This is a genomic window from Woeseia sp. D3-10, from assembly GCF_055809415.1.
Map to the genome: position 1 here is coordinate 51127 of NZ_JBVVTW010000005.1, position 12471 is coordinate 63597.

General features: G+C 57.4%; 16 protein-coding genes and 1 tRNA gene. 8 read left to right on the forward strand and 9 right to left on the reverse strand.

The annotated features are described in order from the left end of the window. The first annotated feature begins 65 nt into the window (after positions 1-65). Entirely contained in the window at positions 66-545 is a 480-nt protein-coding gene (locus AC0L8N_RS00555; protein ID WP_473665658.1) for a GNAT family N-acetyltransferase, read from the forward strand. After that, positions 546-1037 carry a peroxiredoxin gene (locus AC0L8N_RS00560; protein ID WP_473665660.1) on the forward strand — a complete coding sequence of 164 codons (492 nt, stop codon included), beginning with the start codon at positions 546-548 and terminating at the stop codon, positions 1035-1037. It abuts the gene before it with no gap. Between the two features lie 10 nt (positions 1038-1047). Here the strand turns inward: AC0L8N_RS00560 and AC0L8N_RS00565 are convergent, their stop codons facing one another. The 8 genes from AC0L8N_RS00565 to AC0L8N_RS00600 all read right to left on the reverse strand — a co-directional run bounded on the left by AC0L8N_RS00565 (position 1048) and on the right by AC0L8N_RS00600 (position 6304). Beyond that, complete coding sequence (locus AC0L8N_RS00565) at positions 1048-1470, reverse strand: secondary thiamine-phosphate synthase enzyme YjbQ (protein ID WP_473665661.1); 423 nt, start codon at positions 1468-1470, stop codon at positions 1048-1050. Positions 1471-1514: 44 nt separating this feature from the next. Continuing rightward, positions 1515-2108, reverse strand: a complete 594-nt coding sequence (locus tag AC0L8N_RS00570; protein WP_473665662.1) for a phosphoglycerate mutase family protein — start codon at positions 2106-2108, stop codon at positions 1515-1517. A 55-nt stretch (positions 2109-2163) separates the two neighbouring features. After that, positions 2164-2472, reverse strand: coding sequence for a hypothetical protein (locus AC0L8N_RS00575; RefSeq protein ID WP_473665663.1), 309 nt, complete (start codon positions 2470-2472; stop codon positions 2164-2166). A gap of 15 nt (positions 2473-2487) precedes the next feature. Beyond that, positions 2488-3381 carry a hypothetical protein gene (locus AC0L8N_RS00580; protein WP_473665664.1) on the reverse strand — a complete coding sequence of 298 codons (894 nt, stop codon included), beginning with the start codon at positions 3379-3381 and terminating at the stop codon, positions 2488-2490. Between the two features lie 102 nt (positions 3382-3483). Further along, a tRNA-Ser gene (locus AC0L8N_RS00585) sits at positions 3484-3574 on the reverse strand. A 120-nt stretch (positions 3575-3694) separates the two neighbouring features. Next, entirely contained in the window at positions 3695-4855 is a 1161-nt protein-coding gene (locus AC0L8N_RS00590; RefSeq protein ID WP_473665665.1) for a MalY/PatB family protein, read from the reverse strand. 10 nt (positions 4856-4865) lie between these two features. Continuing rightward, positions 4866-5714, reverse strand: a complete 849-nt coding sequence (locus tag AC0L8N_RS00595) for a Na+/H+ antiporter NhaC family protein (RefSeq protein ID WP_473665666.1) — start codon at positions 5712-5714, stop codon at positions 4866-4868. A 41-nt stretch (positions 5715-5755) separates the two neighbouring features. Next, positions 5756-6304, reverse strand: a complete 549-nt coding sequence (locus AC0L8N_RS00600; RefSeq protein ID WP_473665667.1) for a hypothetical protein — start codon at positions 6302-6304, stop codon at positions 5756-5758. A gap of 171 nt (positions 6305-6475) precedes the next feature. Between AC0L8N_RS00600 and AC0L8N_RS00605 the strand changes: the two genes are divergently transcribed. From AC0L8N_RS00605 to AC0L8N_RS00630, 6 genes are all read left to right on the forward strand, one after another. After that, positions 6476-7306, forward strand: a complete 831-nt coding sequence (locus AC0L8N_RS00605; RefSeq protein WP_473665668.1) for a fumarylacetoacetate hydrolase family protein — start codon at positions 6476-6478, stop codon at positions 7304-7306. Positions 7307-7352: 46 nt separating this feature from the next. Beyond that, positions 7353-8357: a peptidyl-alpha-hydroxyglycine alpha-amidating lyase family protein gene (locus AC0L8N_RS00610; RefSeq protein WP_473665669.1), complete on the forward strand. Its 1005-nt coding sequence runs from the start codon at positions 7353-7355 to the stop codon at positions 8355-8357. 148 nt (positions 8358-8505) lie between these two features. Next, a complete protein-coding gene (locus AC0L8N_RS00615; RefSeq protein ID WP_473665670.1) occupies positions 8506-8682 on the forward strand; it encodes a hypothetical protein in 177 nt (58 codons plus the stop codon). 116 nt (positions 8683-8798) lie between these two features. Next, the gene (locus AC0L8N_RS00620) at positions 8799-9197 is read left to right on the forward strand and encodes a Bax inhibitor-1/YccA family protein (RefSeq protein ID WP_473665671.1); all 399 of its coding nucleotides are present in this window, start codon (positions 8799-8801) and stop codon (positions 9195-9197) included. A gap of 130 nt (positions 9198-9327) precedes the next feature. Further along, positions 9328-9546, forward strand: a complete 219-nt coding sequence (locus AC0L8N_RS00625) for a hypothetical protein (protein WP_473665672.1) — start codon at positions 9328-9330, stop codon at positions 9544-9546. 514 nt (positions 9547-10060) lie between these two features. After that, positions 10061-12142 carry a mechanosensitive ion channel domain-containing protein gene (locus AC0L8N_RS00630; RefSeq protein ID WP_473665673.1) on the forward strand — a complete coding sequence of 694 codons (2082 nt, stop codon included), beginning with the start codon at positions 10061-10063 and terminating at the stop codon, positions 12140-12142. A gap of 7 nt (positions 12143-12149) precedes the next feature. Here AC0L8N_RS00630 and AC0L8N_RS00635 read toward each other — a convergent pair. Then, positions 12150-12471 (reverse strand): aminoacyl--tRNA ligase-related protein (locus AC0L8N_RS00635; RefSeq protein WP_473665674.1); only part of this gene is annotated, 322 nt, incomplete at its 5' end.

Consider the following 12471-nt stretch of genomic DNA (forward strand, 5'->3'; position numbering starts at 1 on the left):
GTTGTCCGTCTGAATTACGCATAATACCGGCACAGACACTCTTTTTCAGAAACCGACGAGGACGTATGGACATACATGTGCGCGATGCACGACCGACTGATGCTGCAACACTGGTTGCGTTCAATGCTGCCATGGCAACGGAAACCGAGGACCGACAGCTCGATCTCAGTCTCCTGCAGCCCGGCGTGTCTGCGCCATTGACAGACCCGAGCAAGGGTCGCTACTGGGTCGCGGAAGTCAACGGTCGAATCGTCGGCCAGATCATGGTTACATGGGAGTGGAGCGATTGGCGCAACGGCAGCATGTGGTGGATCCAGAGCGTTTATGTACACCCGGATTTTCGTCGGCAAGGCGTCTTCGCGAGACTTTATCGCTACGTTGAAAGCCAGGCGCGCGAGGATCCACACAGCTGTGGACTGCGCCTTTACGTGGAAAGCGACAATACGTCAGCCCAGCAAACTTACCTCGCGCTGGGCATGAACCGGCCCGGCTATCAGGTCATGGAGGTGGACTTCACCAAGTCCGCGCGCGATACGGGGAATTAGATGCTGCAACCTGGAACACAAGCACCGGAATTCGTCCTTCCGGATCACACCGGTAAGGACATCGAACTTTCACAACTGCTCGCCGATGGGCCGCTGATTTTGTATTTTTATCCGGCCGATTTCACCCCGGGTTGCACCAAGGAAGCCTGTACGATTCGTGACATGTTCACGGACTTGCGCGCAGTCGGGCTGCAGGTGGCCGGGGTCAGCCCGCAGGACACCGCCAGCCACGCCCGCTTTCGCAAAGAGCAACGTCTGCCGTTCACGCTATTGTCCGACGAGGACAAAATAGCGGTCAAAATGTACGACGTTGATGGGCCGTTCGGCGTCGGCGTGCGCCGCGCAACGTTTCTTATCAATCAGGACCGGACCATTCAGGATGCGGTGCTGGCCGATGTCCTGATCAGTCGGCACGCCGAATTCCTCCAAAAGGCGGTCATGCTGCGGGAAGCGGCCGGTCTGCGCAGTGGTCGCTACGACAACCAGGACTGAATTCTGCCGATCAGGCTGAGTCGCCGAAGACCGTCAGCATCACCTGCCGTTCGTGCGGCGCGTGCCGGTGTTCCCAAAGATAGATGCCCTGCCACTGACCGAGAGCGCAAACCCCATTACGCACCGGCAGGTTCAGGTCGGACTGGGTGAGTACAGACCGAACGTGCGCCGGCATGTCATCCGGCCCTTCGGCAGTGTGCGTAAACAGCGAATCGCCGTCGGGCACCGCGCGCGCCATCCACGCCTCCAGGTCCCGCAGCACATCGGGGTCTGCGTTCTCGCACAACATCAGTGACGCGCTGGTATGACGGATAAACACGTGACAAATTCCGTTAACGACACCGGAGCTCCGCACGCTGGCGAGCACTTGCCCGGCAAGGTCATAGCAACCCCGGCCGCGGGTCTTGACGGTCAAATCGTCTTGATAAAACATGTTATTTATCAATATTTTATTAGCTAACTTTAAAGCTAATAATGCTACTGACTTGCCACAGGAAGGTACGGTTCGCCGTACCGCAGGCGGATCGTCTTGGTCTTGCCAAACCAGGGAATAGACACCAGGTAGAGGTTGTCGTACTCGTAATCAGCTATCGGCGGGACCCTTTTGCTCGCGCCTAAATCAGCAATCAAACCCGGCAAGGTATCGCTGTGGCCGACCACCAGAATGATCTTGCCTTTGTGCTTGTCCAGAATATCTGCCAACACAGCATCGTTGTCGTCCGGGTCGTAGCTCGTCACCGGCAGATCCAGCGCCGTTGCCAATGGCTGCGCCGTCTCGCGAGTGCGCTTGTACGGCGTTGAATAGATCGCGTCGACCCCGGCAATAACGTCGGCATCTTTCAGTTGCCGCGTTAGCTCAGCAACCCGCCGTTGGCCAGCGGCCGACAAACTCGGGTCAGTCTCGGTCTCGCTCAATTTTTCAGCGTGGCGAACAAAGATGATGGTGGTAGTCGCTTGCGATTCGAAGAACCACGCCAAGCCTACCGCTATTGCGGTGTATATGACGCCGAGAACCAAGCGGCGTTTACGTCGCCGGCTGCGCCGGTCTGCTTCTGAGTTTCCGTTGCTCATGGACTGCGAGCTTACGGTGTTTTAGTCGTTTTGACTACGCAAGCAAGCGGGGAATTCATCGTGACTCCGGGGACTCGTCGTCACGCGATACGATTCTGAATTCGCCCTCAATAACGCCGTCCGGATTTTGCTCGGGGCGACCGGATGAACGAGTACGTGCCTGTTTTCGTAGCCCGCGCTGAAACCACCATAAACGGATGGCGACTATCGCTGCCAGAACGAGTACGACGGAACCTAGTACGACGAACGCGACCATACCCAGCACCAGCGACACGCCGATAGCCAGGGCCCCGACAATCACGACCAGCGCGTTTGCCAAAGGGTTACCGGTGGGCAATGGCCCTTGTTTGTATCCTGAGTTCAAGGTGTCTCCTGTTTACTAATCAGGGTTTTGCCGGCTGTAGAAACCTTCAAACCACGGTGTCCAGCCGGTTCCGTCCGCCGCCTCTTGTTCGAAAAACTGCCGTACCCGGCCGTCGGGAAGCGGCGTCCACAGCCCTCTGAAGGCCGCGGTCAGACCACTGCCTACGTAGTGTATCTGACCCGTCAAACGCATGCCGTACTCTGTCAGGCCTCCGCGGATATTGATCTGCGAGCCACCCGCATCGTTCCAAATCTGCACCCACTCACCGCTGGCCGCATCGAAGTAGTTGATGCTGCGGCCGGTTCCGCCAGTTGCGGATGCCCACTCCTCGATCAGCACACAGCCATGTTCAGCGCCACGAATCCTGTTAGTGCCGGCAAATGTGCCGTTTGCAAGGTGCACATCCCAATCGCCGAGCCAAAAATTGAAATCCTGAAACCGTTCATTTTGTTCGCAAGGGAATGCCCGGGCTTCCATGCTCGCGATGAGCGCGTCATACCCTGGCTCGCCGGCCAAACCGTTGAGCAGCGGATCCAGGCGGATTGCATCGACAGCCGTGAAACCGCCGTCGAACAATGCCTGCAACTCAGCCAGCGCTGCGCCCCGGTCACTCACGAGAACGAGCTGGCGAGCACGCTCAAGTCCGAGCCGAAACGGTGCAAGTCCATGGCTTTCTGCCCGCTGCAGCGACTCGGTCGCCAACTCCAGGTCGCCTGCTTCGCGCGCCGCTACAGCCAGTGCCAGCCAGTCTGCCGGATCCTCATTGCCGGCTAGCTGCAGGTCTTCGTACGTTGCCTGAGGATTGGTACCCGCGTGAACCTGTGGAATCGCGACAACCAACAGCATCAGGGCGCACAGTCCCGGAAGTGCATTTGTTGGTTTGTACAGGTTGCCACGGCAAGTATTCATAGCGATGTTCGACCTGCAAGTGGCCACCGCGTTCACTGCCACCGAACAGGAGCCGCACATCGCCACAAAAAAAGAGCCCCAATAGGGGCTCTTTGATTAGTCTGGCGGAGAGGGTGGGATTTGAACCCACGAAGGGCTATTAACCCTTGCTGGTTTTCAAGACCAGTGCATTCAACCGCTCTGCCACCTCTCCGTAACGACTCGGCTGTCGCGCCATTCCGCTGTGCGGAACAACGCTGTTTCGACAGCGCGGCGAATTGTGCGGGACAGCGCGCCCGGTTTCAACCGGTGATGGCGAATATTCGCAACCCTATTAATCAAGCAGGGCCTTCCGGATCTGCTGCAGCCCCCGCTCCAGAACACTGCGCGGACAAGCTACGTTCATGCGCAAGAACCCCACTCCCTCGTCACCGAACAATGATCCGGGGTACAGGCCGACGCCGCCTTTTTCCACCAATCGACGTTGTGCCTCTGCCTCATCAATACCGAGGGCGCGGTAGTCCAGCCAGGCCAAATAGGTCCCCTCCGCCGGCCATACTCGTACTGATGGCAGTTGTTCGCTAAAAAACTGCGCCACCCGCGCATGATTGCCGTCGATGTAGCGCAAGGCGTCATCCAGCCAGCCTTCACATTCGCGGTAGGCACTGATCATCGCCGGCCCACCGAAGGTGTGGTCGTGATTGATCTGCAACGTATCCAGGAAAGCCTGCATCGACTTACGCAGCGAGGCGTCAGGGATCACTATCGACGATTGCGGCAACCCGGCGGTATTAAACGACTTGTTCGGCGAAAATACAGTCGCGGACCGCTGTATGCCAAGACTGCCAAACGGCAGATGGCGGCGACCGGGTCTGATCAGGTCCGCATGCACCTCATCCGAAACCACGGTCAGTTGCCGCTCGTAGGCGAGGTCGCACAATGCAGCCAGTTCTTTGCTGTCAAACACTCTGCCGGTCGGGTTGTGCGGGCTGCACAGCAAGACCATCATTCCATCGTGCTCAACGAGTTTGGCCATGCCCTCCACGTCCAGTTCGAATCGGGTGGCCGTTTCCCGCAGCGGACTGCGGATCAGGCGTCGCCCGTTCTTTTCAACCAGCCCGATCAATGGTCCGTAGGTCGGCGTTGGTACGATAATGCCGTCGCCAGGTTTGGTCCGGGTCATGATCAGACCGTAAATGGCAACGATTGAACTTGGCGGGCAAAATACCAACCAGTCGCGCGGCACGTTCCAGCCGTGCCGACGTGCGACCCAGTCCAGTACGGTATCGGCGTACTCGGCAGGGCGTACTTCGTAACCAAGTACCGGGTGTCTGATACGTTCCTCGATCGAACGGAGTATTGGCGCCGGTGTGGCGAAGTCCATATCGGCCACCCAGAAAGGCAGCAGATCACTGCGTCCGAACTGACGCTCATTGCCATCCCACTTGAATGAGTTGCTGCCGCGTCGATCAAGTTCCGTGTCGAAGAGACTCACCGTCACCCCCTTAAATAATCAGGTACAACGCGACCGTCAACACGGCAATCAATATGGCGTAGGGCAATTGCGTAACAACATGATCGATGTGGTCACTGCCCGCGCCAACGGATGCCAGTACAGAAGTATCGGAAACGGGCGATGAGTGGTCGCCAAAAATGCCGCCGCCCGCTACGGCGGCCACCGTCTGGAAAATCAGCGGTGTAACTTCTCCGCCCGAGAATTCAAAAGCGAGAGGTAACGCCACAGGCATCATCAACGCAAACGCGCCCCACGACGTGCCTGTCGAAAAGGAAATGAGTGACGTCAGCACAAAAGTCAGCGCGACAACCGTCGCCGGTGTCAGGTACGCCGCGAATTGGTCGATAATGTAGTTGGCAGCCTGCAACTCGGCAGTAACCGCATTCAGCGCGTAGGCGAGCGATACAATCAGCAAAGCTTCCATGACGCTACGAGTCCCGTTGACGATGACATCAGCCGCATCGCTCACACTGGAAAATTCACCGCGTATTGCGAGCACGGCAAACAGGTAGGCGTTCGCGAGCATGAATGCTTCAACGATCATCACCGAGCCACCAACTATGAGCGACCAGGCTCCAAAGCCAATCAAGAGGAATACCGGCGCAGCCAATTCAAACATTATTGAGGGTGCCGACTTGCGATTGACCTCAGGCATGCCGTCGTCCGCACCGGACAGCGGCTTGCCGCCCGGCCTGACAAGCGCCCCGGTCTCCCGCACCCGGCGTTCGGCTGTGCGCATTGGTCCGAAATCAGGGATGACGCCGAGGCACATGAAGAACGTAAAGGCGATGAGCAGCAACGGGTAAAAATTGTACGGGATCGCCGAAATGTAAATCATCAGCCCTTCATTCACGGACGCGACCGCGTCGTGCTGGGCGATCAGGCTCGCAACGTACGCACCCAGGCGGTGAACGGCACCAGGATGCACACTGACGCCGTGGTTGAATCCAGGATAAACGCGAGCTTTTCTCGCGGTACGCGTGCCTTGTCTGACATCGGCCGGATTACCGAGCCGGTCAGCAACGGGCTGAAGTAATCGTCAACTATCACGAAGCCCATGCACCAGGCTGACACTTCGACTTTCCGGCGGCTGCCGTGCCCACCCGAGAAACGTGCCGCGAGCGCGTTCAAAACGTCGGCACGGCGAAACAGGGCGAACAAGATACCGATAAGCACGACGATTTCGCAGATCCAGATAAAATCCGCATTGCCCAGTGACGACTGGAACAGCTGGTTCAGCCCTGCCCCCGGCATGCTGCCGAGCAACAGGGTGCCGACCAACGTCCCGACCAGCATTGAAATCAGGGCCGAGCGAGTCACGAACGCAAGCAGCAGCGTTGTCAACAGCGGCAGCAACGCCCAGATACCCAACTCCTGCATAGATCCCCCTTCGCAAGCCGCGCTCACGATGCCGAGTTTTTCGGGCAATTACAATCTCGCTACAACACCGAAAGACGGTGACTCATTGGTTTCACCCGGTCCGATCACTTGCATTTGCGAGGCGAAAACTCGACTATGCCGATTGCCGCACAGAGAGCGTATTGCCATCGCTTGCATGTCGCAGCGCGAGTGTTAACGCTGGCGGTATAGGGGGAATGAATGCGAATACTACAGTTAGCACTGTTGATCGTCTCCGGCCTGTTTACGAACGCGTGGGCGGCAACCGATACCCAGTATTTTGTCCGCTACCAGCAAGGCGACTCGATCAGCTACGGGCGTCTGGACGGTGACCGCATCCAGCAGCTGGACGCTGCGCCGTACCTGGGCGGCAAGCCAACCGGGCGCAGTGTAATGCGCAGCGACGTACGCCTTCTCGCGCCGGCGGAGCCTTCCAAGGTATTTGCTGTTGGCTACAATTATTTGAGCCACCGTGGCGACCGCCAGTTGCCCGAACATCCGCCGATATTTCTGAAATTGCCAACCACCATTACCGACCCGGATACCGAGGTGCGGCCTCCGGCTGGAGCAACCGACCTGCACTACGAGGCCGAGCTTGTGATTGTTATGGGCAAGTCAGCCAGCAAAGTGTCAGTGGAAGATGCTGCCGATTACATCTTCGGAGTGACCGCGGGCAATGACATCAGCGAACGGCAATGGCAGGCCAACGACCTGCAATGGTTCCGCGGTAAAGCCAGCGACGATTTTGGACCGTTGGGGCCGGTGATTGCGACAGGCATCAATTACAACGATGTCCTTGTGCAATCCCGCTTGAATGGCAAGGTTATGCAGTCTCAGCGAACGCGTGACTTCATTCATGACGCACATGCGATCGTCAGCCACATCAGCCAGTACGCAACGCTTTACCCAGGCGACCTGATTTTCACCGGCACCCCTGGCGACACCAGCGCCATGAGTGCTGGCGATGTCATCGAGATCGAAGTCGAGGGTGTGGGGATACTGCGAAACACTATAGGCAAAGTTCAAGAGTAACCGTTTAAAAACCAACGCTTAGTCGATAACTCCAGGGGGAACAAAAATGTCGATGAGAATAAAGAGCCGCCAGACCGCATTGGTATCCGCAGCTGTTGTGGCTCTGCTGTGCGGCACAGCCACCGCGCAGAACCACGCACCCAACGACTACCGGACAGTAGAAGGCTGGGCCAAACTGCCCGACAACCGCGAATGGGGTGCGACCAGTGCTATCTATCCGGCAAACGACGGTCAGCACATATGGATTGCCGATCGCTGCGGAACGAACCTGTGCGTCGGCAGCGATCTGAATCCGGTGCTGCTGTTCGATCAAAGTGGCCGCGCCGTCAAACAGTTTGGCGCTGGCCAAATCGTTTGGCCCCATGGCATGTTTGTCGACAGCGACGACAACGTCTGGATTGCCGATGCTGTCGGCTATGCACCTGTGCCGGAAGGCGTAGGCCACACGGTCATGAAATTCAGCCCGGATGGCAAACTGTTGATGACACTTGGTAAGGAAGGCGTAGCCGGCCCCGGACCAGACACCTTCAATAAACCGTCAGATGTTCTTGTCGCCCCCAACGGTGACATCTTCGTCGCCGACGGCCACGACGCGGACGGCAACAACCGAATCGTCAAGTTTGATCGCAACGGCACTTATATCGGTGAATGGGGCACTACGGGTGACAATGACGGTCAGTTCCGCGACCCACATGCGCTGGCAATGGATTCACAAGGTCGCCTGTTTGTTGCTGACCGCGGTAATAGCCGACTGCAAATCTTTGATCAGGGCGGTAAGCACCTCGCCACCTGGACGCAGTTTGGCAGGCCCAGTGGTCTGTTCATTGACGCCAATGACATTCTGTACTCCACGGATTCCGAGTCGAACGCGCGGCGTAATCAGGGGTGGAAGCGCGGCATCCGTATTGGCAGTGCCCGCGATGGCTTCGTAACCGGCTTTATCCCGGATCCCGAACCCGATCAGGACAACTCGGCAACCAGCGCCGCTGAAGGTGTTGCTGTAGACGCCAACGGCAATATTTACGGCGCCGAAGTGGGGCACGAACTGTGAAGAAGTACGTTCGCAAGTAGCGTTGACTATGGGGCGGCAACCGTTCGGGTGCCGCCCTGCCGGCGCTCACACCCACTCCGCATTGTGGCGCTTTGCCGCACACAAAATGCTAAGATGGCTGCCATCAATGACCGCAGGAGTTACCTGAATGAATGACAACGTGAATTATCTTGCCCCGGCCTCAAGTCTTTCGGTGGAAGACCGTTCGCAGTTCATATGGAAGTGCTATGCGCACGTCGTAGCTGGCATACTTGCGTTTGCTGCCGTTGAGGCCTACCTACTTCCAGTCTGGTATCGCCGCGCGCATAGCCGGCCCGATGATTAACAATTGGCTGATGGTCATAGGCGGCCTGATGCTGGCTGGCTGGGGCGCTACGCACGTCGCGCAACGACTCGAGTCGAAACAGGCACAGTACGCCGCTTTCAGGGGTTTACATCGTCGTGCAGGCGCTGGTGTTCTCTCCGCTGCTTTTCATAGCGGAAGCAACGCAACCGGGCGTTATAGACTCTGCAGCAGGCGTTACAGTCCTCGGCTGTGTCGGCCTCATTGCCGTCGCGATGATTACCCGCAAAGACTTCTCGTTCCTGCGTGGGATGCTGGTCTGGGTAGGTCTGCTCGCAATGGTTGGCATCGTGTCCAGCTTGCTGTTCGGCTTTCAGCTGGGAACCTGGTTTTCCGTTGCGATGATTGGTTTCGCAGGTGCGGCAATCTTGTATGACACGTCCAACATCATGCATCACTACCCACAAGAGCGGTACGTAGCAGCTTCGATGGCACTGTTCGCCTCGATCATGTTGATGTTCTGGTACGTGCTGCAGCTCTTCATGAGCCGCGACTGATCAGATTCTGGCGCCGGGTATGTCAATAAGCACCCGGCGCTATTCAAGCTGTACCCGGCGGTGCACTATCGCGGCAATGTATTCAATCTGATGTTTTACGACGCCCTTCACTTCGGTAATGCCGAACTCGATGAACACAGCGTCATGCCACCGTCCTCTGCATGCCCGCTTGTTCATCTTCCTGCTTGCCTTCCTGGCGCTACAGACGACAGCCAAGGCGCAGGATTCGCAGCAGTTTGATCCCTTCGCTGCCGGCGCCGTATTACTTGATTTCGAAAATCGCCTGAGTAGCGATGATCTCGATCCGGAGAATTCCTCGCACAAGCCCGCAGTCGCTCGGTCGATATAGCGACGGCGGCGGGTGCCTGCAATGTCGAGGCAACGGCTGAACGACGACGCCTTGAGGCACGTTACGAGCCCCTGCGCGAAATAGACATCGAAGTCAGCGGCACGGTCATGGATCAGCGTCGCGAAATCCGTGCTGCACTCGATAAGTCAATTGCCCGCCAATCCGAATGTGGCGGCGTTCGCGATGAAGCGATCGCGCTCGTAGAACAGATCACGGAAATTCAGACAGCCATGCAGCAATTCCTGCTCAACCGAACGGACTCTGTCTTTGCCCTGGCCGCCGCGCTGCCGGCAGCAGCAACCCCGGCCAGGTTGCGCGGAGCCGTTGCACTCGACGTTACCGACGGATTAACGCCGGCTGATTTGCTCTGGATGCTGGTCACCTGTGGTGTGCTGGCGGCAGCACTGGGTCTCTATTTGCGCCACCGCTTTACGGTCTGGTTCGAGGCTGGCGGTGGTCACGCGGCAGAGCCGCAAATGAAGTACTTGTTCCCAGCCTGGCTCAGTACTCACCGATGTTGCTGGAAGGCCTCGTCCTGCTGCTGGTTTTGTTTCTGGGAATTCAAAACGCCAGCTTTGATTTGCTGGTGGTTCGCGTCGCGGCTGGCGTCCTGTTATTTGGACTCGGCTGTACCGTCATTGACTGGGCGACAGGACCACTGTCCCCAGCCAACAGCATCAAGGGCCTGATTCCCGATCACATCGCCCCACTTCGCCTGCGTCTGCGCTTTTTTCTGTTAACGCTGGTTGCCAGTTTTATCGTTTTGGGAACCAACTGGTTATCCATTCGCCTGGTAGACCCGAGTGTCGGTGGCCGCGCATCAATGATTTTCCTGGTCACGACGTCACTGATATTGCTGCTCCGCTATATCGGTCGAATTCCCGGACTGCGGCACCAATTCCGGGCTGTGCGGCATCTGTGCACTCTCACGCTTTTCGCCAGCATCGTCGCCCTCTTGCTGGGTTACCAGAATCTTGCCGGTTTCGTGATCCACGGTGCCACTCGCACCGCATTGGCGCTGATGGTGCTGTGGATCCTCCTGTGGCTCGTCTATCAGGCATTTACCTACCTGATGCAGAACGATTCACCGGGCGCAATTCGCTTTCGCCGCAACCTGGGTGTTCGCAAAGACGGCTCTCGCTCGGGCCTCGGCTTTATGCAGTTAGTGGCCGACCTGGTCCTCTGGCTGAGCTTCACGGTCTACCTGATTTACGTGTGGGACGAATCCGGCACTACGCTTGATCAGTTGCTCAACCGAATTGAGGTCGGTTACACCGTGGGCCAGATTCAACTGGTCCCATTGAATATCATTGGCGGCATTCTGGTATTTGCCGGCGTGATCGTTCTGCTTGGCTGGATCAAACGCTGGATAGACCAACGCTGGCTGCAGCATATCGTCGCCGAACGGGGTGCCCGCGAAGCGGTCATTACTCTGATCGGCTACGTCGGTTTCATTCTGGCGGCATTGATCGGCCTTACCATGGCCGGGGTCAATCTTGGCGGCCTTGCCATCGTCAGTGGCGCACTCGCACTCGGCATTGGCTTTGGCATCCAGGAAATTGCCAACAACTTCGTGTCGGGTTTGATCCTCCTTTTCGAACGTCCTATTCGTGCCGGTGACTTTATCTCGGTGGGAGACACCGAAGGATTCGTTCGCAGAATCCGAATTCGAGCAACCGAGATAGAAACGCAGGACAATCGAAACGTCCTAGTGCCGAACTCCGAGCTGGTCTCCGGGCGGGTCACAAACTGGGTGCTACGCGACCCGCAAGGCCGCCTTCTGGTGCGCGTGGGCGTTGCCTATGGCAGCGATACAGAGAAGGTCAAACAAATTCTCGAACGCGTTGCTTCCGAGCACTCAGAAGTCATTACCGACGGCCGTGCCCCCGCACCGCGGGCGCTATTCATGAACTTCGGCGACTCGTCGCTGGACTTCGAACTACGGGTTCGCATTCTGCGTATCGAGCGCCGTTATACCGTACTGAGCGACCTAAATTTTGCCATTGATCGTGAGTTTCGCGCCGAAGGTGTGGAAATTCCGTTTCCGCAACGCGATCTGCATATTGTGTCTTCTCCGAAAACAGACTCCGCTCCGCCCCCATCGGCACCACTGGACGACGACCAGACTATTCGCACTCGCATCATGCATCACCCCGAACACGTCACTCGCAGTTTGCGCGATGACCTTGTGCTCATTGCAACACCTGAGGAGGTATGGGCCGCCATAACCGATATAGATTCGATTACAAAGTGGCTTGCCCGCGAAGGCAGTTTCCGACCGTTTATCGGCGGGCCGTTCGAATTGGCATTGCATGACGACACGCAACTCAAAGGCCGTATCGATATCTTCTTGCCGCCAAGACGCATGCGCCTGGTACTGGCGCCGCGGGAAGACGAAGAACCGCTGGCTAGCGGCCCGATCACCGTCGATTTCATCCTGAAAGACATCAGCACAAGCAAAGAAGCGCAGACTGAATTGACGGTCATCGAGGCTGGGATACCCGCCACGGAAGACTGGCAAATGGATTACCGACGCGCAGAAGACCGGTGGCAGCAGGCCTTCATCGAGCTGAAAGACTACTTATCCGGAAAGTAGCCGAGCCTCAGACTGAGACGGTTTCGATTCCTGCCATATACGGCTTCAATGCGTCCGGCACAGAAATACTGCCGTCGGCATTCTGATAATTCTCCATAATCGCAACGAGTGCGCGACCAGCAGCAACGCCTGAACCGTTCAATGTGTGCAGCAATTCCGGTTTGCCTGTCTCAGGATTCCGCCAGCGCGCCTGCATGCGGCGTGCCTGGAAATCGCCAAAACTGCTGCATGACGAAATTTCCCGATAGCGCTCCTGGCCCGGCAACCAAACCTCAATATCGAATGTCTTCCGCGAGCCAAAGCCAATACCAACGACAACCCGAATCCAC

What these genes read in the sequence shown, in the direction of transcription:
- AC0L8N_RS00555 (WP_473665658.1), top strand. Translation starts at nt 66, where the DNA reads ATGGACATACATGTGCGCGATGCACGACCGACTGATGCTGCAACACTG.
- AC0L8N_RS00560 (WP_473665660.1), top strand. Translation starts at nt 546, where the DNA reads ATGCTGCAACCTGGAACACAAGCACCGGAATTCGTCCTTCCGGATCAC.
- AC0L8N_RS00565 (WP_473665661.1), bottom strand. Translation starts at nt 1,470, where the DNA reads ATGTTTTATCAAGACGATTTGACCGTCAAGACCCGCGGCCGGGGTTGC.
- AC0L8N_RS00570 (WP_473665662.1), bottom strand. Translation starts at nt 2,108, where the DNA reads ATGAGCAACGGAAACTCAGAAGCAGACCGGCGCAGCCGGCGACGTAAA.
- AC0L8N_RS00580 (WP_473665664.1), bottom strand. Translation starts at nt 3,381, where the DNA reads ATGAATACTTGCCGTGGCAACCTGTACAAACCAACAAATGCACTTCCG.
- AC0L8N_RS00595 (WP_473665666.1), bottom strand. Translation starts at nt 5,714, where the DNA reads ATGATTTACATTTCGGCGATCCCGTACAATTTTTACCCGTTGCTGCTC.
- AC0L8N_RS00605 (WP_473665668.1), top strand. Translation starts at nt 6,476, where the DNA reads ATGCGAATACTACAGTTAGCACTGTTGATCGTCTCCGGCCTGTTTACG.
- AC0L8N_RS00610 (WP_473665669.1), top strand. Translation starts at nt 7,353, where the DNA reads ATGTCGATGAGAATAAAGAGCCGCCAGACCGCATTGGTATCCGCAGCT.
- AC0L8N_RS00615 (WP_473665670.1), top strand. Translation starts at nt 8,506, where the DNA reads ATGAATGACAACGTGAATTATCTTGCCCCGGCCTCAAGTCTTTCGGTG.
- AC0L8N_RS00625 (WP_473665672.1), top strand. Translation starts at nt 9,328, where the DNA reads ATGAACACAGCGTCATGCCACCGTCCTCTGCATGCCCGCTTGTTCATC.
- AC0L8N_RS00630 (WP_473665673.1), top strand. Translation starts at nt 10,061, where the DNA reads ATGTTGCTGGAAGGCCTCGTCCTGCTGCTGGTTTTGTTTCTGGGAATT.